The following is a 26,314-nucleotide window of genomic DNA, read 5'->3' as shown; positions in this document are numbered from 1 at the left end:
AGAGATGCTGTTTTTTTTGGCGCATAGCCGCGCGCTGTGTCGGCGCTCCTGTGAAAGCTTTGTGTAATATTGCAATTGCGGCCGCCGGAGCGCGGATTACTCTTGTTTTAATAAGTAAAATTTGAGAGAATGAGAAGATATTGTTGTTGGCAGAATGGTCTGTGAAAGCTACAATAGAAAGTTAGTACAGATTTCACTTTAATGTTTTGAAAAGAGGTAAACATGAGCAAATCATCCATTTATGGATTAACTTTAGAACAGTTATCGTCATGGCTGCTGGAGCACGGGCATAAGAAATCCCGCGCTGCCAAGGTCTGGGAATATGTGTACCGCAAGCGGGTTACTGATTTTGCAGATATGACTGAGGCGAACAAGGAATGCGTCCGGCTGTTGTCTGAGCATTTTGTGTTTCAGACGATGGAGGAGCATGTGAAGCAGGAGTCGGCTGACGGGACCATTAAGTTTCTGTTCCGCCTGAGTGACGGCAACCTGATTGAGACCGTACTGATGCGGCAGAAATACGGCCTGTCTGTATGTGTAACTACACAGGTCGGCTGCAATATCGGCTGCAGCTTCTGTGCAAGCGGACTGCTGGCGAAGAGCCGGGACCTGTCGAGCGGAGAGATTGTCGAGCAGATTATGAAGGTGCAGCTGCACCTGGATCAGGCCGGCCTGGGCCAGAGGGTCAGCCATGTTGTAGTAATGGGGATCGGCGAGCCGTTTGATAACTTTACGCATCTGCTGAACTTTTTGACTACGGTCAAGGACCATAAGGGGCTGGCGATCGCCGGCAAAGGCATCACGGTATCAACAAGCGGCCTGGCCGGCAAAATAAGAGAATTCGCTGATGCCAACACCCAGGTAAACCTGGCCATTTCGCTTCATGCGCCGAATAACGAGCTGCGGACCTCGATCATGAAGATCAACCGCGCTATTCCGCTCGAGAAATTGATGCCTGCTATCGATTATTATCTGGAGAAGACAAACCGGCGGATTACGCTGGAATATATTCTGCTGAAGGATATCAATGACCAGCATGAGCATGCACTGGAGCTGGCCGAGCTGATTGGCGAACACCGCCGGCAGTTGGTTAATGTCAACCTGATTCCTTACAATCCGGTCGATGAGCACAGCCAGTACCAGCGGACTGACCGGGAAGTGGTCCGGGCCTTCTTTGACACCCTTAAGAAGCAGGGAGTCAGCGTCAGCACCCGGCTGGAGCATGGAGTCGATATCGATGCCGCCTGCGGGCAGCTGCGCAGCAAGCAGATCAAGAAAACCCAAGAAGCTATTTAAAGAAAGAAGGTTCGTTTGTGCTGACATTTACAAGTTATACGGTGGAGGATGTTAGAGATCCATTCGGCATTCTGAGCGGCAAGCGGTATGAGTTCATGATTAATCTGGAGATTCCGGAAGAGGATGAGCTGTATGAGGAGAACGGAGTATCGGTCCGGGCTGTAGTCAAGGCAGAAGCGGGTGAAGCGGTACTGGTCACTTATGATCTGCTGGAGACAACCACCGGCAGGCTGCTTGAGTTTGACCTGGAGGATGAAGAGGAAGCGGAGCTGGCACAGTTCTGCAAAGAGCATCTGCCGGAGTAACCGCATACCGCAGAAATTCATAAAGCCCCGGAGCTAAGCGCCCCGGGGCTTTTCACTTTTACAAAACACCACTTACATAATGATAAATCTGCTTATTCCACCAGTCCCAGTCATGATTCACATCATGCCCCCAGTAATCGACCTGCGCCGGAATGCCTTTATTCTGCAGCAGCTCCTGAATCTGCCGGGTTTCGTGCAGCATCTCATCTTCATAAGCGCCCTGGCCGACACAGAGGATGATCCTGCTGCTGCGGTACTCGTTCAGGTAGTCCTCATCCGCAAGGTTCGGCAGGTAATGGAGCGGAGAGTTGTAATAGACATTTTCACTCATATAATCGCCGAAGAAATAATAAGTGGAATAGACGCCGCTCAGGGCAATCAGGGTATCGAAGTAGTGCGGATAACGGAAAAAGAAGCTGCCGCTGTAATAGGCCCCCATCGAGCAGCCGGAAATCAGGATTTTCTGGTCATCCCCGCCGTTATTCCATTTGCTCTCATGAAGAATGCCGGGTATGAGCTCCTGCGTGATGTATTTGTCGTACTGCTCATGCCGGATCGCCTTATCCTCATGATTCCAGTGGGAGGAGAAAAACGTCTCCTCATCGATACTGTCGCAGGCCCAGATCTGCAGCTTGCCGGCTTCAATGAAGCTGGAGAGTGTCGCGATCATCCCGGAGTCCTCATACTGGTAGAACCGGCCGAGCGAGGTGGGGAAGACAAGCATCGGTTTGCCGGCGTGGCCGTATACTTTATACTCCATGTCCCTGTTCAGGTGACGGCTGTATTCCTTGCGGTAGCTTGTCCTCATCCGTTAACACATCCTATCCTTCTTCTTGTTGTATATATTTCACGATTTCTCTGACAGTCTCAAGGTCCGGGGAGCGGAACTGATAAGCGCTGTTACCCATCGCTCTGCTGAACACTTCCTCAATCTCCGCGTAATTTACGATTTTGTCCCCATAGGTACGGTAAATGTCTTCATGGCTATGGCTGTAATGCTTATGGCGCTTGCGGCTGGCATAGCCGGTGTAGTATTTGCCTTCATACGGTCCGCTGACCTCATTATTAGCTACCATTCCTGCCCATTCCTTATACACGTCAACATCATAGGAGTAGTTAATGGCATCCGTCATCCACGCACCGGGCGGCCGCATATTCACTTCGAGCGCAATAATCCGTCCATCCTTGTTCGATTTGAACAGCTCGATATGGAAGAACCGTTCCCTGATGTCAAAAGCCTGCAGAATGCTCCGCCCGGCCTCCTCAACCTCAGGACTGATGTCCTTCAGGCAGAAATAATACAGGTGGTTGTCCGTGTTGACGACCTCCATCACGCTGTTCTCAAACAGATGGCTGACGGCAAACCGGACTTCTCCGTTTCGATCAACCAGACCGTCATAGGTGAAAATCACCCCGTCGATAAATTCCTCAATAATAAATGAGACATCAGCCGGCTTGTTATCAAAAAAGTGCTGCAGCTCAGCTTCATTATTGATCTTATAGGTATTGCTGGCCCCGGAGCCGAGGTCAGGCTTGACCACCAGCGGGAATCCGGCGCTCCGGATGAAATCATCCACGCTTTCCCGGGTGGTGCCAGTCGAGAACTGGACGGTGCTTACCCCGCTTTTGCGGAAAAATTCCTTCATTTTGGATTTGTGCTTCAGGTTCTGGACGAAATCATTTTTGGTGCCGTAGATGTTAAAATCAGTCCGGATCGCGGCATCCTGCTCCAGCCAGTATTCATTCAGCGACTCAAACCGGTCGATCTTGCCGTATTTGTGGGTGAAATAGCCGACGGCCCGCAGAATTTCCCCGTAATTCTCGAGATCCTCTACCTTGTAATACTCTGTGAGAGCAAGCTGCAGCCTATCCTCCAGATGATCATATTCGGCATCGCCGATCCCGAGCACGAACACCCCACGGCGCTGCAGCTGAATACAGAAATCAGCACTGTTTTTAGGGAAATGAGGGGAGAAGAAAATAAAGTTAATGGTGACCAGCCCCTTTGGCTAAAATGTAATTCCGAGTCAATTTGTATGATTAATTTAATCTAATCTACCAGCTGTGCTGCTTTTCGTCAATCCTTTTACAGAACTCAAATATAGGGTAGAATACAATAAAGCAGGTAAAAATAGGAGTTGTGATCATGTCTAATGAAGAAGTATTCTTGACCAAGGAAGGTTTGGCCAAGCTAGAGGAAGAGCTTAGAGAGCTCAAGGGCGCAGGGCGCAAGGAGCTTGCAGCCCGTCTTAAGCTGGCGATCAGCTACGGCGACCTTAAGGAGAATAGTGAGTATCACTCGGCCAAGGAAGACCAGTCCTTCATGGAAACCCGCATTATGATCCTGGAGAAAATGCTGATTAAAGCACAGGTTGTCGATGCCAGCAGCATGGATCTCGGCAAGGTGAGCGTGGGAACCGTTGTTATTCTTAATGATGTGGAATTCGCTGAGAAGATTGAATACAGAGTAGTAGGCCCGGCAGAGGCTGATGTGCTGGACAACAAGATTTCGTACGAAAGCCCGCTGGGCAAGGAACTGATCGGTAAAAAGGTAGGCGACATCATCAGTGTAAATGCTCCAATGGGCGTCATTAAATATGAGCTCCTGGAGATCAAAGCGGATTAATAGCAGAAATCCCTGTTTCCCGGCTTCCGGGGACAGGGATTTTTTTGTGCGCATCCGCTTATAACATCTAGTCTCTCCATAGGCAGCATCTATTAAGCATATTGCTTCCAAATCTTAGACGCTGTCTGCCTCCGGGGTTATAGTAGGAATTAACTATCGAATAGAGGAGTCCTGTCCCGTGATACAGCAGGTGTTATCAACCTTAGTGGAGGTTATCGTACCGCTCGCCATCCCCGTTACGGCAGGGGCGCTGCTGGCCCGCTACAAAAATCTGGATACCAAGCCGCTTCTGACGCTATATTTGTACTTTCTGACCCCCGCAATCATCCTTGATACGCTGGCTAATGCCGAGATTTCCTTCGGTGATGTGTATCAGACGATTGCTTTTGCCCTTTTGAATCTGTTATTCCTGTGGCTTGTATCGGTTGTGCTCGGCAGGCTGCTGAAGCTGGCTCCGCCTGAGGCGGCCGGGCTGACCCTGATCTCCACCTTTACGAATAGCGTCAACTACGGGCTGCCGCTTGTTCTCCTGGCCTTCGGCCAGCTCGGGCTTGATAAGGCTTCAGTCTATGTTATCGTCCAGATGGTTATTGTGAATACCATCGGCGTTTACTTTGCAGCCCGTTCACAGTTCAATGTGAAAAGCGCAGTGAAGTCGGTCTTTGCCCTGCCGGCTGTCTATGCGGCGCTGCTTGCCCTGCTGCTGCGGGCGCTCGGCCTGCAGCTGCCGCAGGAGCTGGCCTCCGGGGTATCGATGGTAGCAGGAGCATATTCACCGGTGGTGCTGGCAATTCTGGGTGCCCAGATGGTCAGGGTGCAGGCCGGCCACACCGAACGCAATGTGCAGCTGGCCTTCTGGACTGGCCTGTCTGTCCGCCTGCTGCTGTCACCGCTGATTGCTCTGCTGGTTTTGCTGCTGTTGAATATTTCCGGCACCTTGTTCTCGGTGCTGCTCGTTCTGGCCTCCATGCCGGTCGCCGTCAACTCGGTTGTGCTGGCTGAGCGGTTCGGCAGCTCCCCCTCACTGGTGTCACGCTGCATCGTCTGGACTACGCTGGCCTCCTTCCTGGTGCTGCCGGTGCTGATTACGGCGGTGGGCAGTGCCCAGCCTTAGAAATCAAAGTTGTCCGGGTCCGGGCCAACCCGCTGGCCGCGGTTCAGGCCGTCAATAACGGCCATATCCTCAGCACTCAGCTCGAAATCAAACAGCGCGGCGTTCTCCGTAATCCGCAGCTCCTTCGTTGACTTCGGAATGGTTATAATGCCGTGCTGCAGGTCCCAGCGGAGAATGACCTGGGCCACGGATTTGCCCGCTCTGGCCGCGATGCTCTTGAGGTCAGGCTGATCAAATAGCCCGCCCTGCATCAGCGGGGACCAGGCCTCAATCTGGATGCCCTGCTCACGGCAGTAGCTTCTCAGCGCCTGCTGGGACAGGTAGGGATGGAGCTCGACCTGGTTAACCGCCGGGCGGATCTCCGCATCCTTCAGCAGCTCCTCCAGGTGATGAATTTGAAAATTGCTGACCCCGACTGCCTTGACCCGGCCTGCCTTGTAGAGCGTTTCGAGTGCTCTCCAGGCTTCTTTATATTTGTCCTTCACCGGCCAGTGGATCAGGTACAGATCCAGATAGTCCAGGCCGAGTCTTTCCAGGCTGGCCTCATAGGCAGCCAGCGTCTCTTCATAGCCGAGATCGGCATTCCACACTTTTGAAGTGATAAAGAGGTCTTCGCGCCGCAGTCCGTTCTCCGCCAGCGCCTCTGCAATAGCCTGTCCTACTCCCCGCTCATTTTGATAGATAGCTGCAGTATCAATGCTCCGGTAGCCGTGGGCAATGGCCGACTTTACCGCCTGCACGAGCTCCTCGCCATCGGCCACCTGGAATACGCCCAGGCCGAGCCAAGGCATCTTTACGCCTCCCTGTAGTTCGGTTGTATCCTGTAAATGCTGTGCTGTATGCTGTGTCATTATAAATAACCTCCGTAATGTAATGAATTAGTGTAGATGCTTCTGAATCAGGCGGTTTGCCGCCGGGGAGCCTGCTCATCGCTGCGCTCAAGCGAACGGCTGCGCGCGGTAAGCACCACCGCTCCCAGCACCATAACCGAACCGACCCAGGCTGTATGAATCAAACCCAGATGCTCGGTGACATATCCCCCGAGATAGGCACCGATGGCAATGCCGGCATTGAAAGCGGCGATATTTACCGCAGAGGCAATGTCTCTGGCCCCCGGAGCGTACCGGTCAGCGAGCATGACGACATAGGATTGCAGTCCGGGTACATTCATGAAAGCGAGCAGGCCCATGAAGATAATGGTGATGAGCGCGGCTGTTTTGAACGGCGCAGTGAAGGCCAGAATCAGCAGCACGGCTGCCTGCAGGGCGAACATATAGAACAGGGCATTCATCGGCCTGTGGTTTGCTGCTTTGCCGCCGATCACATTGCCGGCAGCAATGGCCAGACCGTAGACAAGCAGAATAACGGCAACGGTCTGCTCCTTAAAGCCGCTGATCTCATGCAGCAGCGGGGACAGATAGGTGAAGACGGCGAAGGTGCCGCCGTATCCGAGAGCTGTTATGGCAAAAGCCAGCAGTAGCCGTCCGTTGGTCACCAGCTTAATCTGCTCGTTAAGAGGTGTACGCTGACCCTTGCGCAGTCCCGAAGGGATAAGCAGGAGGTTGGCGGCCAAAGCGGCAACGCCTACGGCTGCGATAGCGATAAAGGCTGCCCGCCAGCCCAGGTGCTGGCCCAGCAGGGTGCCGAGCGGCACGCCGGTTACGGTGGCGACGGTAAGGCCGGTGAACATAATGGAGATGGCACTGGCCTTGCGGTCCTCCGGCACCAGATCTGCGGCGATTGTCGAAGCGATCGACATGAACAGGCCGTGGGACAAGGCGGAGATGACCCGGGCCGTCAGCAGCAGGGCAATACCGCCGGCAGCGGCGGCAAGACTGTTGCCGATGATGAATAGCACCATCAGTGCCAGCAGCAGTGTTTTACGTGAGACCGCTGTTGTCAGCGAAGTCAGTACAGGCGCGCCGAAGGTAACGCCAAGAGCGTAAAGGGTGACCGTAAGTCCGGCCGCTGTTACGGATATATGCAGGTCATCAGCAATCAGCGGCAGCAGCCCGACACTGATAAACTCGGTTGTTCCGATTGCAAAAGCGCTGATTGCCAGCGCCAGCAGCGCGAGTGTGCTTCTTTTTTGATTAAAGGACATGTTTTCCACTCCTGTAGTATGGTAATCACCGGCCGGTAAATGCTATTATGAACCACGCAGGCAGAAGTGAATAGTACGTACTTTAAAGTACTATAGGTACTAAAAAGTACCCATAGGATAAACTGAGCATATGCTTCCGAGCCAAGCGAAGATTATCCAAGGAAGCTGTGATACCAAACTTTCAGGAGGAACCCCATGTCCAAAAAATATAATATTTCTGTTGAGGCAACGCTTGAGGTGATTGGAGGCAAGTGGAAATGCGTCATTCTCTGCCATCTGACCCATGGCAAGCTGCGGACCAGCGATTTGAAGCGGCATATGCCGAATATCACGCAAAAGATGTTAACCCAGCAGCTCCGCGAGCTGGAGGAGGACGGGATCGTCAACCGGATCAGCTACAATCAGGTACCGCCCAAGGTGGAATATGAGCTGAGTGAATACGGGCAGTCGCTGCGTGCCATTCTGGATTCGCTGTGTGCCTGGGGGGAGCAGCACATCATCAGGGAGTACGGGGATAAATTTTCCGTACTGGAGGACAACGTCCTGAATCATAAAAAAATGGACGCTCAGCCTGTTGAATAAGCCTGAATTAGGGCAAAAAAAACCGCAAGCTCTCTTCACGGAGACTTGCGGTTTTTTTTGAAAAGAATGCTAGTCCGGACGGCCCTCCGTGACCTGAATGGTAAAGATAAAGGCTGCCCCCTGCTCTATGCCTGTTCTGGCATAGATGGTGCCGCCCATCAGCTCCACGAGCATTTTGCATATGGACAGGCCGAGGCCGGTGCCGCCGAATTTGCGGTTAATGGTTGCATCAACCTGGGTGAACGGCTGGAACAGATATTTCATTTTATCCTCCGGAATGCCGATACCGGTATCCTCAACTATGAACTCCAGCTGCAGCACGCCGTCAATCGCCTGCCTGAGCCGGGCATTCACCTTTACACTGCCGCTGGCGGTGAATTTGATGGCATTGCCGATCAGGTTGTTAAGCACCTGTCTCAGGCGGTTAGAATCCCCGACCAGCAGGGCGGGGATATTGGGATCAATGATCAGTTCCAGCTTCAGGCTGCGTTCCATGGCCAGCGCCCTGAACAGGTCGAGCGTTTCCTTAAGGCAGGAATGCAGATTGAACAGCTCATAGTCGAGCTCCATTTTGCCGGATTCAATTTTGGTGAAGTCCAGAATATGATTGATCACCGACAGCAGCGCATGACCGCTGGTATGGATGATATCAGCCATTTCCAGATCGCCGGACGACAGCTCCGAGGTTCGCAGCACATCTGACATGGCAATAATCCCGTTCAGCGGCGTCCGTATTTCGTGGCTCATCATGGCGAGGAAGCCGCTTTTGATCCGGAGTGCGACTTCGGCGGTATCCTTCAGCTCGGTAAGCACGGCATTGGCTGACTCCAGCTCCTGTGTTTTGAGCTGCAGCTCCTTGCGGGTCTGAAACATGCGGACAAATCCGTCAATTTTGCTCTTAAGCACCAGGGGGTGAAAGGGCTTGGTCAAATAATCAATCGCCCCGGCTGTATAAGCCATCATGTAATTCTCCAGCTCCGACGTGAGCGAGGTCAGAAAAATAATCGGAATATCCTTGGACTTTTTGCGCATCTTGATCCGCTTGGCCGTTTCAAAGCCATTCATATCAGGCATCAGGACATCCATAATAATCAGGGCAAACTCTTGCTCCAGCAGGTACTTCAAGGCATCCATTCCTGAGGTGGCATGAACCAGCTGGTATGGTTTATCCGCAAGCAGGGCTTGCACGGAGAGGAATTCATCAGGACGATCGTCTACAATCAAAATATTAACAGGATAATCCATAGTTCCTCCCGGGGCACAATAAAATAAAAAATGACAACTGGTGATAATGAAAAGCTATTGGATTAACCATACCTTCAGGACGGTGACAAGCTGCGTTGTATTAATCGGTTTGGAGATATAATCTGATGCCCCTGCCTGGAGGCATTTGGTACGGTCCTCTTCCAGCGCGCGGGCGGTAAGGGCTATGATGACGATATGATCATAGGCCGGATTCTCCCGGATCCGCTTCATCGTCTCGTAGCCGTCCATCTCCGGCATCATGATATCCATGAATACAAGCTGCGTCTCCGGATGCTTCTCCAGATGTGCAAGGGCTTCAAGCCCGTTCTGGGCAAAGCTGATATCCATATTATAACCCTCAAGCACACTTGATAAAGCAAAAATATTACGCATATCATCATCGACCAGCAGGATCTGCTTACCGGCAAAGGCCGCCTCAGGATTATGCAGCTTCTCGATCAGCTGCTGCTTGTCCGGCGGCAGGTCGGCATGCCTGCGGTGCAGGTACAGTGCCGTTTCATCATAGAGCCGCTCCATGGAGCGCACATTCTTGATGACGATGCTCTCGGCGTAATGCTTCAAGCGCTGCTCGTCGGTTTTGCTCAGGTCCTTGCCTGTGTAGATAATAACCGGCAGCGTCTGCAGCTTGCGGTTGGTTTTGATCTGCTCCATTAAATCGAAGCCGCTGATATCGGACAACCCGAGGTCAAGCACCATGCAGTCAAAATGATGGCTGCTTAGCTGCTCGAGCGCCTCGCGCCCGGTGCCGACGGCCACAACCCGTACATCCGGATGGGCGATGAATTCGACCAGGCTGCTGCGCAGCAGCTGATTGTCTTCCACAATCAGCAGGCTCTTCACCGGGCGGCGGATATAGGTCTCAATCTGCAGGAAGGCTGTTTCCAGCTCTGCCTCGTCGCTCGGCTTCTTCCAGAAGGAGAGGGCGCCCATGGCCAGACTCTGCTGGTTCTCTTCGGCAGTGGAAATAACATGGACCGGAATATGGCGCAGCTCCGGCCGGCTCTTCAGCCGGCTGATAATAGCCCAGCCGTCAAGCACAGGCAGATGCAGGTCAAGCAGGATGGCATCCGGCTTGTAGGCATGGGCGAGTGCCAGGCCCTGATCGCCCTGGAAGGCTACAATGGCTTTGAAGCCTCTGCTGCGGGCAAGCTCAAGCAGAATAGTCGCGAACTCGGCGTCCTCCTCAATAATCAGGAGCAGTGTATCACCGTTCTCAAGGTTATTCCGGTCATCATCCATCTCAGCAAACTGCAGCAGCTTCGGATTGGAAATTGAAATATCGGGAACAAAGGATTCGCGGAAGAAAGGATGCTCTTTGACTTCAGTATCCGTAACCGGCGCATAATCCTGGTTTGCCGCTGCCGCAAAGACGGAAGCAGCCTGAGATAAGGCAAGCTCATCCGGGAGCTCAGCCGGCAGAATCAGGGAGAACGTGCTTCCTTGGCCTTCAACCGAATCGACCTCTATTCTTCCGCCCAGCATTCCGGCCAGCTCACGGCAGATGGTCAAGCCGAGGCCTGTACCCCCGTACTTGCGGCTGGTTGTGCCGTCGGCTTGCTGGAAGGCCTCAAAGATGCTCTCCAGCTTGGAGGCGGCAATACCGATTCCTGTATCACTGACGGCAAAGATGATCTCTTTGCCGCTTGTCCGGATCGACAGGGAGATCGAGCCGTGTTCAGGCGTAAACTTCAGGGCATTGGAGAGCAGATTGTTCAGAATCTGCTGAAGCCTGTGCCCGTCGGTCAGCAGATGCTCAGGAAGCCTGCTGTCGCAGTGTACGTCAAAGCGCAGTTGCCTGGTCTTCGCCTGCTGCTCAAACCGGCGGTACAGATGACTGCTGATATCGTGCAGCGGCACCGGCTCCAGAACAGCCGTCATTTTACCGACCTCAAGCTTGGCCAGGTCAAGAATTTCATCAATCAGCTGAAGCAGGTCCTTACCTGCTGAGAAAATAGTGTGGACATATTCCAGCTGCTTGGCACCAAGATTACCTTCTTTGTTCTCGGCCAGAATCTGTGACAGAATCAGCAGGCTGTTCAGCGGCGTCCGCAGCTCGTGGGATACATTGGCCAGGAATTCCGATTTGTACTGGGCAGCCATAAAGATCTCTTCCGCCTGCACCTTGATTTCTTCCTTCTGCTGCTCTGTCAGCTCCATTTGAGCGAGCAGGCTCTTGTTAGACACTGCCAGCTCCTCGGTCTGTGCAAACAGCTCCTGGGCCTGGGCCTCCAGCTGCTCCTTCTGGTCCTGCAGCTCATTTGTCTGTGCCAGCAGCTCGTCCGCCTGGTTCTGGATTTCCTCTTTTTGTTGAGAGGTAAGCTTCATCTGATCCTGCAGGTTGCTGTTGGAGGTGGCGAGCTCTTCGGTCTGGGCAAGCAGCTCGTCCGCCTGCACCTGAATTTCTTCTTTCTGCCGCGCTGTAATTTCCATCTGCTCGCGCAGCTCTTCCGTCTGAGCGCGGAGTTCTTCTGTCTGCTCCTCCAACTCGCCGGCCTGCAGCTGCAGCTGCTCCTTCTGTTCCATAAGTGTCTCGGTCTGGGCCAGAAGTTCATCCGCCTGCTCTTGAATTTCCTCTTTCTGTCTTGCTGTAAGCTTCATCTGGTCCTGCAGATTACTGTTAGAGGTGGCGAGCTCCTCTGTCTGGGCGTAGAGCTCGTCCGCCTGCTCCTGAATCTCGTCTTTCTGCCGCGCGGTCAGCTCCATCTGGAGCTGCAGATTATCATTAGAGGCCGAAAGCTCCTCGGTCTGGGCAAGCAGCTCCTGAGCCTGAGCCTGCAGCTGTTCCTTCTGGTCCTGCAGCTCTTCTGTCTGAGCGAGGAGCTCATCAGCCTGCTCCTGGATTTCCTCTTTCTGCTGTGCAGTAAGCTTCATTTGTACCAGCAGATCCTGATTGGAGGCTGCCAGCTCCTCCGTCTGTGCGAGGAGCTCATCGGCCTGCGCCTCGATTTCAGCCTTCTGTTGTGCCGTCAGCTCCATCTGATGCTGCAGATTGCTGTTGGACGAAGCCAATTCATCTGTCTGCGCCCGCAGCTCCTCAGTCTGGGCCTCCAGCTCCTGTGTCTGCGCCAGCAGCTCTTCCGTCTGCGCTTCAAGCTCTTCCTTCTGCAGCTGTGTATGATTCAGCAGCTCCTCAATCCGGGTGACATCGGCCAGCGTATTAATCAGCACGCCCATGTTCTGGCCGGTCCGCTCAATTAACTGCCGTTCTTTGTCGCCCAGCTGCTGCAGGGTGGCCAGCTCGATTACAGCGACAACCTCGGCCTCATATACAAGCGGAAATACAATAAGCGTGGAGGGGAGCGCATGCCCCAGTCCGGAATGAACTCTTATATAATTCTCCGGCAGATCATGTAAAATAATCGTCTGCTTGTCAACTGCACATTGGCCTACCAGCCCGTTGCCGAGCGCAAACGGTTCGCGGTTTACGGCGGCTTCGTCAAAAGCATAGCCAGCCGTGAACTGCAGCCGGTTATGCTGCAGCATGTACATGGCGCCGTAGCTTCCGCCGACAGCGGTGGCCAGCCTTGAGATGAAGATGCGTGCTGCTGTCTGCAGATGCACCGAGCCCTGCAGGCGCAGCGCCATCTCTGAAACCTCGGTATTAATCCAGGCCTGCTCCTCTGCCTTCAGGCGCAGAACGCGCTCTTCAGCTGTCTTATGATGCAGATCGACACCCAGGCTGTAAAAGGACTGTGCCAGCTGCCCGAATTCATCGCTGCGCGTGGTCATTCCTGAAGCATCCAGCGTGCCGCCGGCAATATTCTCTGAAATGGCTCTGATCTGTCCAATGCCCCGTGTTACGTTGCGGTGGATCAGTGTCATCATGATGAAGCAGAGCAGAACGCCTGCCGCGCCTGCGCCAAGAGACAGGTATAGAGGTAATCCTTCGAGAGAGACTATTGCTATAGTGATCATACTGCTGAGAAGCAGTATAGAAGTTATAGTTGCCAACCCAATCTGTTGCTTTATTTTCATGCTCGCCCGCCTTTATCTAGATAGTTTAATTAATTATACTTTTAATAGAGGGGCGATGATAGTGGAAACACAGGCAAAACACCAGTTTAACCATAAATTAGCCTGATTACCTGGTGTATTTATGACAGCTTCTTGTCTGTGGCCTGTGTGCTTACCGTTTCCGTCCCGGTGCCGGTTTGCGCTTAAGCCGGCTGCTGTTTACAGCGTGGCCGCCTGCACCGCCGCCTACCGCATGCTGCTGCCGGGTATAAGGGCTCTCAATAGCGGAGTTCGTTCCTCCGGTGCTGTAGGTTCCGCCGCCGCTGCCGACCTGGGTGGCAGCGGAGCTCCGGCTGCCTTTAGGCAGCTTTACAGTCTGGTTTTTAACGACAATGACGATTTCCCTGCCGCTGGTATTGAGCGGAAAAGCGTGAGCAATAAGGGCGGTGCTGAGCAGCAAACGAGCGGCTGCCTACTGCTATGGATGAAAATGGTTGAATTACATGAAAAGTTGTCAAAATTCCTCTGTGTTTTTCAGCAAAAGGGCTTGTAAGGATCATACAGAGCGTGTAAGATATACGAAGGTTTAATAACGAAAAATCATATAACAACTCATATAATCTTGGGAATATGGCCCATAAGTTTCTACCGGATAACCACTGTAAATATCCGACTATGAGTGAAATAGCGCATCTAGGGTTCCGCTTCAGCAGCTGCAAGGCTGTGAGAAGGCTGGTCCGAGCGATGCGGACACTGCTGATGTGTTACACCGCTTAGGGACAAAAACCCAGAAGGACAGCTTCACTTGAGAGAAACAATCAAGTGAAGCTGTCCTTTTTTTGTTTCAGCCGATCACACAGCTGCAACAATTGTAGAAGGAGAGAGGCTGCTGTTATGAAAGTATTGGAGGAGCGTATTAGACAAGAAGGCCTGATTCTGTCAGAGTCCGTGCTGAAGGTGGATTCCTTCCTGAATCATCAGGTGGATACCGGACTTGCCCTGCAGATCGGCCGGGAGTTCAAGGAAGTGTTCGGCCATCTGCCGGTTACCAAGATCCTGACTGTTGAGGCCAGCGGTATTCAATTCGCTATGGCTGCAGGCATTGCATTCTCGGTTCCATTTATTTACGCAAAGAAAAAGAAGGCCGTAACTTTATCCGAAGATGTCTATTCGGCCCCTGTGTATTCCTTTACCCGCCAGGAGAGCTATCAAATCAGTATTTCGCAAAAATATTTAGGTCCTGAGGACCGGGTGCTGATTGTCGATGACTTTCTGGCCACCGGCGCAGCCCTCGTCGGGCTGGCGGATATCGTCGGGCAGTCCGGCGCACAGCTGCTTGGTGTAGGCTGTGTAATTGAAAAGAGCTTTCAGGAAGGCCGGAGCCTGCTGGAGAAGAGAGGAATCAATGTACATGCATTGGCGAGAATCTCATCCATGGCTCCGGGAGAAGTTCATTTTATTGCAAATGAAGAGAAAATGAGGGAGAGTGCAGGATGTTAAGCAAGCAAAAGATTTTCGCTCTGGGACTGCAGCACGTGCTGGCCATGTACGCGGGAGCAGTCATTGTACCGCTGGTTGTCGGGGGGGCGCTTAATTTAAACGCGACACAGATGGCCTATCTGATCGCGGCAGATCTGTTCACCTGCGGGCTGGCCACACTGCTTCAGGTTATGGGCAGCAAATATTTCGGCAGCGGGCTGCCGGTCGTGCTGGGCTGTACGTTTACTGCCGTCAGCCCGATTATTGCCATCGCTTCGGGCTCAAATCTGGCGACCGCGTACGGGGCGATCATTATTTCCGGCTTGTTCGTCGTGCTGGCAGCCCCCTTGTACGGCAGGCTGCTTAAGTTCTTCCCTACTGTAGTTACCGGATCGGTAGTAACCATTATCGGCCTGTCGCTGATTCCGGTCGCCATGAACAATGTGGCCGGCGGGCAGGGCAGCCCTGATTTCGGCCAGCCGCGCAATCTGCTGCTGGCGCTGATTACCCTGCTCGTAATCCTTGCGGTGAACCGCCTGGCGACCGGCTTCCTGCGCTCCGTTTCGGTTCTGGTAGGTTTAGTGGTGGGGACGGGAATCGGCTATTTCATGGGAATCGTTGATTTCTCAGCTGTAGGCACCGCGTCTTATGTTAGTATTGCCCAGCCCTTCTACTTCGGCTGGCCGGAATTCAGCATGACTGCAATATTTACTATGATCATTGTAAACATAGTCTCAATGGTAGAGTCTACCGGGGTTTATTTTGCAGTAGGCAAGGCTACAGACCAGAAGGTTGAGAACCGGCAGGTTGTAAACGGGCTGCGTTCTGAGGGACTGGCAATCATGCTGGGCGGAATATTTAATGCGTTCCCTTATACGGCATTTTCCCAGAATGTAGGGCTGCTGTCGCTAACCCGAGTTAAAACACGCAATGTCATCTTTGCAGCAGGCGGAATCATGGTGGTGCTGGGTCTCCTGCCTAAGCTGGCTGCGCTGACAACCGTCGTTCCGAATGCGGTGCTGGGCGGTGCAATGATTGTAATGTTCGGTTCCGTTGCCGCTTCCGGTATGTCTATTTTGTCCGAGGTGGATCTGCGCAAGGACGGAAATCTGCTGATTGCCGCCTGCAGTATTGCGGTTGGCCTTGGCTCGGCAGTCCTGCCTGCCATGTTTGACCAGCTTCCGGAATTCGCCAGAATGCTGCTGCAGAACGGTATTGTCTCCGGCTCCCTGACGGCAATTGTCCTGAACATTTTCCTCTCCAGATCACAGGACCAGGCTGCTCCGGCGCCTGCACCGGAAATGAAATAAAACTTACCATTTTTAAAGTATAACAAGTAAGGCAGCCGATTCCGAAATATAGGGGATCGGTTTTTTCTTTATTACGGTAATAATTTCAAGGTATAATTTTAAAATAGGAATCGATACGCAACCAGAGGGGAGCCGGAGATATGAGGAAATATTGGCTTAGTGTGCTGGCCAGCCTGCTGCTGGTCTGCAGCGTCCCGTTGTTCTCCATCCTTCAGAATGTGATGGTTACACAGGATAAGCCGGTCTCCAGGCAAGGCATAATTGATCTGCGGCAATGGGATTTTCACCGGGACGGGGAGCTGGAGCTGGACGGGGAATGGGAGTTTTACCGTGACAGGCTGCTTACGCCTGCCGATTTCCGTCTGCCTGCTGCAGACCAGAACGCTCCGCCAGTACCGAATATAATCAACGTGCCTGAGAAATGGAATACATACCTGTCGGATGATGGTACGAGCCAGGCCAAGGGCTATGCGACGTACCGTCTGCAGGCCATTATTCCTGAAGGCGATGCAGTCGTATACGGCCTACGGGCACTTAACATCCGGATGGCAAGCAAAATTTACCTGAACGGGCAGATGATCGGCAACAGCGGCTATCCGGCATCCGAGCCCTCCGAGAGCAAAGCCAACAATATTCCTTACATGGGATTTGCCGCTGTTGACGGAGGCAGGCTGGAGATTATCGTGCAGGTGGCTAATTACAATTATTCTTCCGGCGGTATCATCCAGCCGATTATCATCGGGGACCAGAAGTCGATTATGAAGCACCGGGAATTCGCCTTGTTTGTGGACGGGGCAACCATCTTGGGATTTTTTGCCCTGGCCCTGTTCCTGCTTATGTTTTCCAAGGTCAAGGCAAGCAGGGGAATCACGCTCTATCTGGGGTTGTTCAGTATAGGAGCCCTCATATATATCCTGACCCACGGTGAAAAGCTGATTGCTGCCGCATTGCCCGGCCTCCCCTACGAGATCGTGCTGAAGCTTCAGCTCGCTTCTTCTACACTGGTCTATTATTATCTGCTCCGATATGTGGCGAATTCGGTTAACTATCCGATGCCGCAGGCAGTAATGAAAGCCTCCAGGGCTATTACGGCAGTACTGCTGATGATTGCGGTATTTATTCCGGCACAGTATTTCAGCTATCTGGAAGGAATGCTGTTAACCTGGGGCGTAGTTGCTATAAGCTTCGTGCTCTACTCCATGATTGCAGGCACACTGCAGAACCGTAAAAACAGGTTTCTGATGATGGTCAGCATAGAGAGTCTAAGTGTAGTTATCATCTTCTATCTGGTCAGCTTCAGCAGTGCGCCGTTCCATTATTATGTATTGTCCTATGAAATAATATTGTTCGGTTTCGTCCAGGCGATTCTGATGACCCGCCAGTACGCGGCATCCTTTCTGGAAGTGGAGCAGCTGTCCCGCAGGCTGCTTACACTGGACGGGCTGAAGGATGACTTCATGGCCGCTACCTCAAGTGAACTGCGCATGCCTCTACAGGGGATTGTAAATATTGCCCAGACACTGACGGAGGGGGCGGCAGGACGGCTGAATGCCCAGCAGAGCGGACAGCTGTCCATGATTGTATCAACCGGAAAAAGGCTGTCCGCCCTGATCAACGATATGGCCGACTTTGCCAAGCTGAACCACGGCGGCCTTTTCCTGCAGAGACAGGCTGTTGATCTGCACAGTGTTGCCTCCTCTGTCATTGAGGTTACCCGTCATGTTACAGGCAATCCGAAGCTGAGCTTCCGGCTGGAGCTGCCGGATACGCTGCCGCTGCTGGAAACGGATGAACAGCGGCTGGGCCAGATTTTGTTCAATCTTTTGGCTAACGCTGTAAATTACACCCAGCAGGGTGTGATTACGGTGTCAGCGGAGGTTAAAGAAGATTATGTGGTCATCCAGGTGGCTGATACCGGATCGGGAATGCCGCCCGAGCGGCTCCGGACGATATTTGACGCCTATGATCCGCAGGGTGCATCCGCCCAGAAGCTGTACCGTGAGAACGGGCTGGGCCTCAGCATTACCCAGAAGCTGGTAGAGCTTAACGGGGGAGAGATTGAGGGGCAGTCCATCCTTGGCCAGGGAACAAGGTTCCGCTTCACCCTGCCGGTGCTTAAGGACCCGGCGGCCTTTCTTGATCAGAGCTATATGGAGGTTACCGGCTGGGAAACTGCAGCCTCCTCCGAGACCGCATATAATGAGCTGGGGCTGCTGCTGGACGCGGAGTGCTGCAAGATTCTGGTTGTTGAGAATGATCCGGTCAACCAGCAGGTGCTCTCGAATATCCTCAAGCTGGAGCGGCATTTGGTTATAACGGCGGCCAGCGGTCCGGAAGCGCTTCTGATTATGCAGGAGCAGCCGGATATCGACCTTGTTATTATGGACTGGGCCATACCCGAGATGCCCGGACTGGTGCTGTGCCAGGCCATCCGCGAGCGGTTCGTTTTATCAGAGCTGCCGATCCTTGTCCTGACGGCCGGTAACCGGCCTGAGGATATACAGGCCATCTTTGAGGCCGGGGCTAACGACTATTTAATCCAGCCGGTGGAGCTTCGTGAATTCCGGGCCCGTGTACAGACGCTGCTCGATATGCGCAAGCTGATCCGGAAGTCTGTCGAGACGGAAATTGCCTTTCTGCAGGCACAGATCAAACCGCATTTTTTGTACAACGCGCTTAATGCCATTATCTCGGTATGTCCGGATGATCCGGATAAAGCGACAGACCTGCTGCTGGATCTCAGCATGTATCTGCGCAGCAGCTTTGATTTCCAGAACCGCGGACAGACAGTGCCTGTCGAGAAGGAGCTGGAGCTGGTACGGTCTTATCTTGCGCTGGAGAAGGCCAGGTTTGATGACCGGCTGAATATTGAATTTGACCTGCCTGAGCGTATCCGGGAGCTGATTCCCCCGCTCAGCATTCAGCCGATTGTAGAGAATGCAGTGAATCACGGGCTGATGCAGAAGGAAGCCGGCGGAACCGTTACGCTGTCCATCCGTCTGCTGGACCGCCAGCTGGTTGTAGCCGTGTCGGACGATGGAATAGGCATGACGCAGGATCGGATCGGGGAGGTTCTGTCTGAAGAACGCACCGAGGGCGGAATCGGACTGAGAAATATCCAGCGGCGGCTGCTTAAAATTTACGGAACGGGCCTGATTATCGAAAGCGTGCCTGGAGCTGGAACGAGGATCTCCTACGCTATTCCGCGGACGCATCCGGTATCAGAATGACCTGACAAGAGGTGAACCTGGCTTATGAAGGCTATATTAATAGATGACGAAAAACCTGCGCTGCAGCATCTCGAACGCCTGCTCCTCAAAGACGGGCGGCTGCAGATTACAGGTAAATATACCTCGGCCAGACTTGGGCTGCAGCACCTGCAGCAGGAGCGGGCCGATATCGTCTTCCTGGATATCGGGATGCCGGAAATGAACGGCCTGGAGGCAGCTGAGCATATTATGCAGGCAGACAGCGGTATCCGCATTGTCTATATTACGGCATACAGTGATTATGCTATTGATGCCTTTGAGCTGAATGCTGCCGATTATCTGCTGAAGCCGGTTACCGCACAGCGGCTGAACAAGACGCTGGAACGGCTGGTGGTCCGTGAGGAGCCGGCAGCGGTTCTGCCTAAAGAGCAGCCGGCGGACGCAGCAGCCCAGGACAATCCATGGATTCTCTGCTTTAAACGGCTGGAATTTCTGGACCGCGGCGATGCCGGCCGAAAAACGCAGTGGAGGACAAGCAAGGCGCAGGAGGTGTTCGCACTGATGCTGCACCACCGCGGGCAGTGGGTAATGAAGGATATGATTGTAGACCTCGTCTGGCCGGATTTCAAGCCGGAGAAGGCGGTAACCAATCTGCATACCACCGTGTATCATATCCGCAAGCTGCTCAAGACATGGGGGATGGATGTAACTGTAGAGTTCTCGCAGGAACGTTACCGTCTGGTTACCGGGAATGTAGCGCTTGATGTCGAGCGGTTCATGCAGGGCTGGCAGGGCGGTGCCGTAGCGGATGAGCCGGACTGGCAGCGGCGGGAGGCTGTCCTGTCACTGTACCGCGGCGATTATCTGGGAGAGCATCATTATGACTGGGCAGAGACAAAGCGCAAGGAGCTGCAGGTGGGCTATCTTCAGATGTCATTGCGGTCAGCTGAGTTTGAGCTGGATACAGACCGGCCGCGGCAGGCGTTTGTCCGTCTGGCTGCGCTGCAGGAAATTGATCCCTACTCGGAGGATATCTGCCGGCTGGTTCTGCGCAGCTACGCGGCTTTGAGCGATTTTCCCGGGTTCCGTAAGCATTATGAGGGGTATAAAGCCCTTTTGCAGAATGATTTGGGCATCGGTCCGGGCAGTATAATGGACAGCTGGGTGCAAAACGCTTTTTAGCACAATTTCATGGTCAGAGCTTTACATAGCTGAGTTGCCCGCATGGTCGTATGCGCTGCCGTTCGGCTATTTTTTTCATACCGGAGGCAAGGGCCGGAGGGCCCCGGGAAGATGAAACGAAAAGAGGATATTTGCGTATCAAAAGCGTAATAGTTAACAGGAAGGAAGTGTAATTTAGTGGATAATGGATTGAGTGTCATTTTGTTTGAAAAGCTGCCCGAAGGTGACCTGCGGGTGATCGAGGAGCGGATGTGGAGTATGAATATGATTACCGCCCTGGAGCATGTCAATTATATTGTTGTGGGCAGCAGGGAATATGAGGCGGTTGAAGGCAGGCTGAATGTGGATCAGGGGAAGCTTGAGCTCCTGCTGGTCCCGATGCGCACCGCAGAGTAAGAGAAAGGTAGGAAAGGAGGGAAATATTGTGGAGAATGAGGACAAAAAGGCTGAAGAGCCCGCCAAAGACAGCGGAGGGCCAAGACTGCTGAGTGCGGAGGGCAAGCCGCTGCGTGTGCTGTCAACGTCCCTTGGCATCGCCCTGCTGGCTAATGCCATGTTCATTCCGGGAGGCGCCCAGGCGGCAGGCAGCTCCGGCGGGGAGCCGCAGCTGGTATCCTGGTCGACCGAAGAGGTCAAGGCCTATTTCGATGCTAATGTAGACTGGAATATTCCTTATCCGGAGGAGAGTGCGGAGGAGACTGTACAGGAAGGCAGCGGAGTCGTAACCTCCGGCGGCACAACGGTAATCAATAATTACGGCGGCTACAGCAACGGCTTCGGCTGGGATGACATGCTGCTCTATCACATGCTGTTCAACAGCGGGTCTAACTACTCCTCCAGAGGCTGGTACAATGACCGGCCGACCTATTACGGAGGTACGCGTAATACCTATAAGCCGCCTACGTATAACAGCGGAAGCTTTCAGAACAAGCAGGTTACAGGATCAGTGGTTAAGCCCAAAACTTCAACATCTTCAACAGGCTCGATTACCCGCAGGGGCTCTTCCTCGGCCGGCGGGGTCGGAGGAACCTCAAGCGGACTGGGCTCCTCATCAGGCTCAAGCTCTGGCAGCAAGTCAAGCTCCTCTGTCAAATCCGGAAGCTCCAAGAGCTCTTCCTCCAAGAGCTCAGGCAGAAGCAGCGGTTTCGGCGGATGAGCCCGCAGAAGAGCGTCTTTGAGCTGCTTGACCAGTCGGGGCTGGAACGCGCGCCCCGCGTAGAGCAGCTTCGTGAGCTTGGCTTTACCTGGGCTGATCTGGAGGAGGAGGAATACTGGCTGGACGCGATTGCGGTAATGTCAGCCGGGACATACAGGGAATTGGCTGCCGCCTCGGAGAAGCTGTGGAGTATCCTTGACAAAGCAGTGCGTTATGTCCACCACCGGCAGGATCTGTATGAGCTGCTGGGTATTCCGCCTGTCCTGTGGCAGATGCTGGATGATACGCCGCTGCCTGAGCCGGGGCTGATCAGCCGATACGCCCGGTTTGATTTTGCCGTGTCGGATGAGGGGGCCATTAAGCTTCTGGAGCTGAATGCGGATACGCCCACAGGCTATGTGGAAGCCTCTATTGCTACACCGTGGATCTGTAAGCAGGCCGGAATCGGCAGCCCGAACGGGGCGATGAAGGAGCTGCTGGCTGCAGCATGGGGAATTGAGCGTCCCGATACTGCTGCCTGTGTAGCTTACGGCTCCCATCAGGAGGATTCAGGCACCATCGAGGCGCTGGTACGGCACAGCGGTCTGGACATTAAGTGTGTGGACTGTCTGGATTTGTGGATTGATCAGGGCCGGGTATACGACGGGCAGAACCGCAGAATTGAGCGGATGTTTGCCCTGTATCCGAAGGAATGGATGGCGGTTGATGAAGCCGGTGATGCGCTGGCTTATGCTGTAGAGACAGGGAGCCTCCAGCTGTTCAACGGACCGCACAGCATTCTGCTGCAGTCCAAGGGACTGATTGCTGCGGTATGGGGGATGTATGAACTGGGGCTGCTATACAATGAGGAGGAGCGTGAAGCGATCTCCAGATATATTCTGCCTACCTACAACAAGCCGGTATTCTCCGGAAGCTTTGTGTCCAAATCCGTATTCGGCCGCGAAGGCGGTTCGGTGCGCCTGTTCGACGACAGCGGTGAGCTGGAGCTGGAAGATGAAGAGGGCTTTGACAGCAGTGTGCTGTTCCCGACCGTATACCAGAAGCGGGCCGAGCTCGCCCGCATTCAGGCTGCGGAGGGGGAGCTTCATCTGCTCACCGGCATGTTTGTCATTAACGGGAAGCCCTGCGGGCTTCTGGGGCGGGCAGGCGGACCGATTACAGGCAATGCCAGTCATTTTATTGCGTTAGGAGTGAGGGAGCTTGAACAGGAATAAAAGGAATTCAGCACGGATTGCAAGGGCGGCAAAAGTCCGGCTGGCTGCAATGCTTGGCATGCTGCTGTTTGCAGTGCTGCTGCTGGGCGCCTGCTCCAGCAATGAGGACAGCGTGTTCCACACCGGAACCTCGGAGACAACGGATAGCGTGTCACGCGTCCCCTGGGATTACCGGGTGGTGGAGAGTACAGTGGGCGATCTGATCGGCAGTGATATGACTGTGCTGCCGGACAACGAGCTGCTTCCCAATGACGGGAACTATGCTACAGGCGACAAAATCTGGACCCTGCAGTATATGGATGCCGAGATGATTACCTCTGCCGACCAGAAGAATGAGGTCCGGCTGTCCGAATGGACAACGCTTAAATCCTATCCGGACCAGAATACCGCTGCCGAGGATCTTAAGAATCTGAAGGTGTCGATTACAACGGATGTTGACCTTGTCGGGGTCTACAAGACCAAGTACCAGGAGAAGACGAGAAACTTCGCTGTGCTTGAGCTGCCGTCGGGCAACCGCATCAAGCAGCCGATAGATGATGAGCGCTACAAGGCGCTTGAAAAGGCAAAAACAGCATCGGTCGTGCTGGAGGAAGTGCATGATTTTGCCGATTATGATTCGGCTTATGCGAAATTTCGGGGGTGGGCGAATTGACGATAGTTATAAATTTGATAGTCAGTGTCTTGACCATTATTCTGCTGCAGGTGCTGGGCATGGTCGTCTTTACCCTGATGACTCCGTTTAAGGACATGGATGAAATCAAAAAAGGAAATACCGCTGTGGCGCTGGCGCTCGGCGGCAAGTTTCTGGCTACGGCGATTATCCTTGGCGTAGCGGCATACACCAATACGTCGATCTGGCACATGATGCTGTGGTTCGCGGTAGGGTATGTGTGCCTGATCGCGGCGTACTGGATATTTGAGCTGTTTACTCCGGGCTTCAGAATCTCCAAGGAGCTTGAAAAAGGCAATACTGCTGTAGGCACCATGCTCTGTCTCGTATTCATCGGAACCTCGTTTGCAGTAAGCAGTCTGATTATTTAACTTCTAAGCATCTCTGCGGCTGTCCGCCCGCCGGTTGCGCGGCGGCAGCCCCAGTCCCATTAACTTAAGGAAGTAGGGGAGGCAGGTGCATTTTCTCCTCAAATTATCCGGCAAGCTGATCGCACTGAAAAAAAAGACCATAGCTATCATGATCCTTTGTTTCGTTGTGCTGAGTGCGACCATTGCGTATACGCTTGAACCGGACACCTTCAGCAGCTGGTTTAACGCCTTCTATTGGGTAATGACAACGATGTCCACTGTCGGCTACGGTGATTTTTATGCGGCATCGCTCCCGGGAAAGGTATTTACGATTTTCTTATATATTTTCGGCATTGGTCTCTTGAGTCTCGTCATCGGCAAGGTTGTCGAGGCTATGGGCGAGATGCAGAGAAGGAGAGGGGCTGGAACCTTGAGCTTTCATGGGGCGGATCATGTGGTGCTGATCAACTGGAGCCGGAAAACACAGGCGGCTGTAGATGAGATTCTGTGCTATGCGCCGAAATGCCGGATTGTGATCATAGACGAGGCCGGCCGGCATCCGCTGGAGCAGATGGAGCAGGTTCATTTTATCAGCGGCGATGCCTCAAGCGATGAGATTCTAATGAAGGCTTCGATCGGAAGTGCCAGGGCAGCCATTGTGTTCGGTGACATCCGCATTGACGAGTCTTCCCTGATTGACGGCAAGTCGCTGCTGATTGTCTCCAGCATAGAGCGGATAGCTCCGCAGGTACATACTACAGTAGAGATTATGCAGGAAAAGAATATCCAGAATTTCCGGCATGTCCAGGTGAACGAGTTCGTGGTGTCTCACGATGCCGTCTCCAGGCTGGCTGTAAGATCAGCGCTGCAGGAAGGGAATTCCGAGGTCATCAGCCAGCTGCTCAGCCGCCAGCACGGGGACGATATTTATGAGGTGCCGGTGGACACAAGCTGGAAGACGTACGGCGATGCCTTTCAGGCGCTTCTGCTTCAGGGAGCCACCCTGCTGTCTGACCACGGCGATCTCAGCATAAACCGAAGGCTGGACCAGCCGATTCCGGCAAATGCCAGATTGTATGTTGTGTCAGATGAACTGACCTACCGCAAAATTACAGCAAAATAATCGGCCTCCAAAAGAAGGGCTGTCCGGGTAAAAAAACCGGGCAGCCCTTTTTGCATTGTAAAAAATTAATAAACCACCATAGGAGATTAGGAAAAAGGGATCAATTTATTATTTTGGCACAAAATGAAGTGAAAATGATTTAACTTTGTGACCAAAGTTACCGTAATATACTTATCGGCAAAAAATCCCTTTTGTGGAGGAGTGGCGATTTGAATAGAAGACGCAGCATATTACTAGCTACATTGACAGTTGTGGCTCTTCTAACCGGCTGCAGCAATAAGGCAGAGCCTGTGCCGCCGGCAACTGCAGAGGTCACATCTAAGCCCTCGCCGACTCCAGGATGGCCGCCGGAGGGGATTTCCGGAGAGGAACAGCAGTTAAAGGCCTTTATAGCCAGCAAGCTTACAGGCCCTTATGGGATTTATACTAATCTGATAGACACTGACCAGTCGGCAGAGGCTGCCACCGGCCATGAGGTCCTGAGTGAATCGGCTTCTCTGATGATGCTGAGTGCTGTCCGCGATGGGGATGCAGGAGCGTTCGCGGAGCAATGGGAGCTCGGAAAGCAGGTTTTTGGCATGGAGGGCGGGTTCGGCTACCGGTATAGCCCAAAGCTGGACAGGCAGTATACGGTTAATGCAGCCGTGGACGATCTGCGGATCATTGAAGCGTTATATGAGGCCGGGGAGCTGTTTGCAGAGCCTGCATACAAGGAAGAGATGGAGCTTTATTCCAGACAATTCTACAACAATAACGTTAGAGATGGCTATATGCTTGACATCTACGACAATTATTACCATAACAACAACGAGTTTATAACTTTATGTTATATTAGGCTAAGTGTTTTGCAAAATTTGTCGATTGATAGCGAATCTAAAGGTATTTTGATGCATAATATGAGTGAAATTCTTGAGGACGGATATTTGTCAGACGCTTTTCCCTTCTATGAGACGAGGTTTGATTATCCTTCCGGAACGTACAGGTCGGAGAATATCAATACGGTAGAATCGCTGCTGAGTATATTGAACCTGACCGAGGTCGGCCGGGAGAATCCGGAGAGCCTACGCTTTATCAGGGAAAAGGTCGAAGCAGGCACATTGTACGGGCAATATACCCGCGAAGGAGCGCCGGCGAATGATATACGCTCTACAGCCATCTATGCGCTGACAGCGATGATCGGTGCTGCAGTCGGTGATGAGGCGCTCTATGCAGCAGGCATAGAACGGATGAACGAATTCAGGATTACTGATCCGGAAAGTCCGCTGTACGGCGGGTTTGGAGACACGAATACCGGGCAGGCGTACTCCTTTGACAATCTGATGGCTCTGCTCGCTTATTCCTATTTCCCCAAAAACGAACAATAACGAAGGTGAA

General features: G+C 53.1%; 23 protein-coding genes and 1 riboswitch. Of the genes, 16 read left to right on the top strand and 7 right to left on the bottom strand.

What is annotated here, in order from left to right; all coding sequences use genetic code 11:
* The first annotated feature begins 222 nt into the window (after positions 1–222).
* On the top strand, positions 223–1,296 hold the full coding sequence (rlmN, locus tag R70723_RS30485; protein ID WP_039877869.1) for a dual-specificity RNA methyltransferase RlmN: 1,074 nt from the start codon (positions 223–225) through the stop codon (positions 1,294–1,296).
* A gap of 17 nt (positions 1,297–1,313) precedes the next feature.
* Positions 1,314–1,601, top strand: coding sequence for a DUF6509 family protein (locus tag R70723_RS30480; protein WP_039877868.1), 288 nt, complete (start codon positions 1,314–1,316; stop codon positions 1,599–1,601).
* Between the two features lie 58 nt (positions 1,602–1,659).
* On the opposite strand, the gene R70723_RS30475 is transcribed toward R70723_RS30480, so the two are convergent.
* Both R70723_RS30475 and R70723_RS30470 read right to left on the bottom strand, forming a co-directional pair.
* Positions 1,660–2,409 (bottom strand): esterase family protein, encoded by a 750-nt coding sequence (locus R70723_RS30475; protein ID WP_039877867.1) that lies wholly within the window; start codon positions 2,407–2,409, stop codon positions 1,660–1,662.
* Between the two features lie 13 nt (positions 2,410–2,422).
* Positions 2,423–3,517, bottom strand: a complete 1,095-nt coding sequence (locus R70723_RS30470; protein WP_231574800.1) for an ATP-grasp domain-containing protein — start codon at positions 3,515–3,517, stop codon at positions 2,423–2,425.
* 230 nt (positions 3,518–3,747) lie between these two features.
* Between R70723_RS30470 and greA the strand changes: the two genes are divergently transcribed.
* A complete protein-coding gene (greA, locus tag R70723_RS30465; RefSeq protein ID WP_039877865.1) occupies positions 3,748–4,227 on the top strand; it encodes a transcription elongation factor GreA in 480 nt (159 codons plus the stop codon).
* A gap of 178 nt (positions 4,228–4,405) precedes the next feature.
* Positions 4,406–5,341: an AEC family transporter gene (locus R70723_RS30460; protein WP_039877863.1), complete on the top strand. Its 936-nt coding sequence runs from the start codon at positions 4,406–4,408 to the stop codon at positions 5,339–5,341.
* On the opposite strand, the gene R70723_RS30455 is transcribed toward R70723_RS30460, so the two are convergent.
* Both R70723_RS30455 and R70723_RS30450 read right to left on the bottom strand, forming a co-directional pair.
* Entirely contained in the window at positions 5,338–6,192 is an 855-nt protein-coding gene (locus tag R70723_RS30455; RefSeq protein WP_039877862.1) for an aldo/keto reductase, read from the bottom strand. The two genes, R70723_RS30460 and R70723_RS30455, sit on opposite strands and share 4 nt — an antisense overlap.
* Before the next feature lie 47 nt (positions 6,193–6,239).
* On the bottom strand, positions 6,240–7,445 hold the full coding sequence (locus R70723_RS30450) for an MFS transporter (protein ID WP_039877861.1): 1,206 nt from the start codon (positions 7,443–7,445) through the stop codon (positions 6,240–6,242).
* 195 nt (positions 7,446–7,640) lie between these two features.
* On the opposite strand from R70723_RS30450, the gene R70723_RS30445 reads away from it, so the two are divergent.
* Positions 7,641–8,027, top strand: a complete 387-nt coding sequence (locus tag R70723_RS30445) for a winged helix-turn-helix transcriptional regulator (RefSeq protein ID WP_039877860.1) — start codon at positions 7,641–7,643, stop codon at positions 8,025–8,027.
* Between the two features lie 69 nt (positions 8,028–8,096).
* On the opposite strand, the gene R70723_RS30440 is transcribed toward R70723_RS30445, so the two are convergent.
* The 3 genes from R70723_RS30440 to R70723_RS30425 all read right to left on the bottom strand — a co-directional run bounded on the left by R70723_RS30440 (position 8,097) and on the right by R70723_RS30425 (position 13,707).
* Positions 8,097–9,272 (bottom strand): ATP-binding protein, encoded by a 1,176-nt coding sequence (locus R70723_RS30440; RefSeq protein WP_039877859.1) that lies wholly within the window; start codon positions 9,270–9,272, stop codon positions 8,097–8,099.
* Positions 9,273–9,326: 54 nt separating this feature from the next.
* Positions 9,327–13,268: a response regulator gene (locus R70723_RS30435; protein WP_081957534.1), complete on the bottom strand. Its 3,942-nt coding sequence runs from the start codon at positions 13,266–13,268 to the stop codon at positions 9,327–9,329.
* A 151-nt stretch (positions 13,269–13,419) separates the two neighbouring features.
* Positions 13,420–13,707 (bottom strand): hypothetical protein, encoded by a 288-nt coding sequence (locus R70723_RS30425; protein ID WP_052421527.1) that lies wholly within the window; start codon positions 13,705–13,707, stop codon positions 13,420–13,422.
* Between the two features lie 132 nt (positions 13,708–13,839).
* Positions 13,840–13,943: riboswitch (purine riboswitch) on the top strand.
* Positions 13,944–14,141: 198 nt separating this feature from the next.
* Between R70723_RS30425 and R70723_RS30420 the strand changes: the two genes are divergently transcribed.
* The 11 genes from R70723_RS30420 (at position 14,142) to R70723_RS30370 (ending at position 26,304) form a co-directional block, all read left to right on the top strand.
* Positions 14,142–14,747, top strand: coding sequence for a xanthine phosphoribosyltransferase (locus tag R70723_RS30420; RefSeq protein WP_039877857.1), 606 nt, complete (start codon positions 14,142–14,144; stop codon positions 14,745–14,747).
* Positions 14,741–16,036, top strand: coding sequence for a nucleobase:cation symporter-2 family protein (locus tag R70723_RS30415; protein ID WP_039877856.1), 1,296 nt, complete (start codon positions 14,741–14,743; stop codon positions 16,034–16,036). The genes R70723_RS30420 and R70723_RS30415 overlap by 7 nt, the downstream gene beginning before the upstream one ends.
* A 140-nt stretch (positions 16,037–16,176) precedes the next feature.
* The gene (locus R70723_RS30410) at positions 16,177–19,266 is read left to right on the top strand and encodes a hybrid sensor histidine kinase/response regulator (protein WP_039877855.1); all 3,090 of its coding nucleotides are present in this window, start codon (positions 16,177–16,179) and stop codon (positions 19,264–19,266) included.
* Positions 19,267–19,290: 24 nt separating this feature from the next.
* Complete coding sequence (locus R70723_RS30405; RefSeq protein WP_039877854.1) at positions 19,291–20,427, top strand: response regulator; 1,137 nt, start codon at positions 19,291–19,293, stop codon at positions 20,425–20,427.
* Between the two features lie 177 nt (positions 20,428–20,604).
* Positions 20,605–20,823 carry a hypothetical protein gene (locus tag R70723_RS30400; RefSeq protein WP_039877853.1) on the top strand — a complete coding sequence of 73 codons (219 nt, stop codon included), beginning with the start codon at positions 20,605–20,607 and terminating at the stop codon, positions 20,821–20,823.
* A 28-nt stretch (positions 20,824–20,851) separates the two neighbouring features.
* Entirely contained in the window at positions 20,852–21,583 is a 732-nt protein-coding gene (locus tag R70723_RS30395) for a hypothetical protein (protein ID WP_039877852.1), read from the top strand.
* Positions 21,580–22,797 carry a glutathionylspermidine synthase family protein gene (locus R70723_RS30390; protein ID WP_039877851.1) on the top strand — a complete coding sequence of 406 codons (1,218 nt, stop codon included), beginning with the start codon at positions 21,580–21,582 and terminating at the stop codon, positions 22,795–22,797. Before R70723_RS30395 ends, R70723_RS30390 begins: the two co-directional genes overlap by 4 nt.
* A 49-nt stretch (positions 22,798–22,846) precedes the next feature.
* Positions 22,847–23,449 (top strand): hypothetical protein, encoded by a 603-nt coding sequence (locus tag R70723_RS30385; RefSeq protein WP_052421574.1) that lies wholly within the window; start codon positions 22,847–22,849, stop codon positions 23,447–23,449.
* Complete coding sequence (locus R70723_RS30380) at positions 23,446–23,838, top strand: DUF350 domain-containing protein (protein ID WP_039877848.1); 393 nt, start codon at positions 23,446–23,448, stop codon at positions 23,836–23,838. The genes R70723_RS30385 and R70723_RS30380 overlap by 4 nt, the downstream gene beginning before the upstream one ends.
* Before the next feature lie 85 nt (positions 23,839–23,923).
* Positions 23,924–24,940, top strand: a complete 1,017-nt coding sequence (locus R70723_RS30375) for a potassium channel family protein (RefSeq protein ID WP_039877847.1) — start codon at positions 23,924–23,926, stop codon at positions 24,938–24,940.
* 209 nt (positions 24,941–25,149) lie between these two features.
* Entirely contained in the window at positions 25,150–26,304 is a 1,155-nt protein-coding gene (locus R70723_RS30370) for a glycosyl hydrolase family 8 (RefSeq protein WP_047171278.1), read from the top strand.
* Positions 26,305–26,314: the final 10 nt, after the last annotated feature.

The sequence above is a fragment of the Paenibacillus sp. FSL R7-0273 genome, assembly GCF_000758625.1.
Taxonomy (GTDB): domain Bacteria; phylum Bacillota; class Bacilli; order Paenibacillales; family Paenibacillaceae; genus Paenibacillus_AQ.
Note: the sequence above shows the minus strand (reverse complement) of the source record. Positions and strands in the feature narration are given on the sequence as shown.

Coding starts and splice junctions, on each gene's coding strand:
- rlmN (WP_039877869.1), top strand. CDS start 223: ATGAGCAAATCATCCATTTATGGATTAACTTTAGAACAGTTATCGTCA.
- R70723_RS30475 (WP_039877867.1), bottom strand. CDS start 2,409: ATGAGGACAAGCTACCGCAAGGAATACAGCCGTCACCTGAACAGGGAC.
- greA (WP_039877865.1), top strand. CDS start 3,748: ATGTCTAATGAAGAAGTATTCTTGACCAAGGAAGGTTTGGCCAAGCTA.
- R70723_RS30455 (WP_039877862.1), bottom strand. CDS start 6,192: ATGACACAGCATACAGCACAGCATTTACAGGATACAACCGAACTACAG.
- R70723_RS30450 (WP_039877861.1), bottom strand. CDS start 7,445: ATGTCCTTTAATCAAAAAAGAAGCACACTCGCGCTGCTGGCGCTGGCA.
- R70723_RS30445 (WP_039877860.1), top strand. CDS start 7,641: ATGTCCAAAAAATATAATATTTCTGTTGAGGCAACGCTTGAGGTGATT.
- R70723_RS30440 (WP_039877859.1), bottom strand. CDS start 9,272: ATGGATTATCCTGTTAATATTTTGATTGTAGACGATCGTCCTGATGAA.
- R70723_RS30435 (WP_081957534.1), bottom strand. CDS start 13,268: ATGAAAATAAAGCAACAGATTGGGTTGGCAACTATAACTTCTATACTG.
- R70723_RS30420 (WP_039877857.1), top strand. CDS start 14,142: ATGAAAGTATTGGAGGAGCGTATTAGACAAGAAGGCCTGATTCTGTCA.
- R70723_RS30415 (WP_039877856.1), top strand. CDS start 14,741: ATGTTAAGCAAGCAAAAGATTTTCGCTCTGGGACTGCAGCACGTGCTG.
- R70723_RS30410 (WP_039877855.1), top strand. CDS start 16,177: ATGAGGAAATATTGGCTTAGTGTGCTGGCCAGCCTGCTGCTGGTCTGC.
- R70723_RS30405 (WP_039877854.1), top strand. CDS start 19,291: ATGAAGGCTATATTAATAGATGACGAAAAACCTGCGCTGCAGCATCTC.
- R70723_RS30390 (WP_039877851.1), top strand. CDS start 21,580: ATGAGCCCGCAGAAGAGCGTCTTTGAGCTGCTTGACCAGTCGGGGCTG.
- R70723_RS30385 (WP_052421574.1), top strand. CDS start 22,847: ATGCTTGGCATGCTGCTGTTTGCAGTGCTGCTGCTGGGCGCCTGCTCC.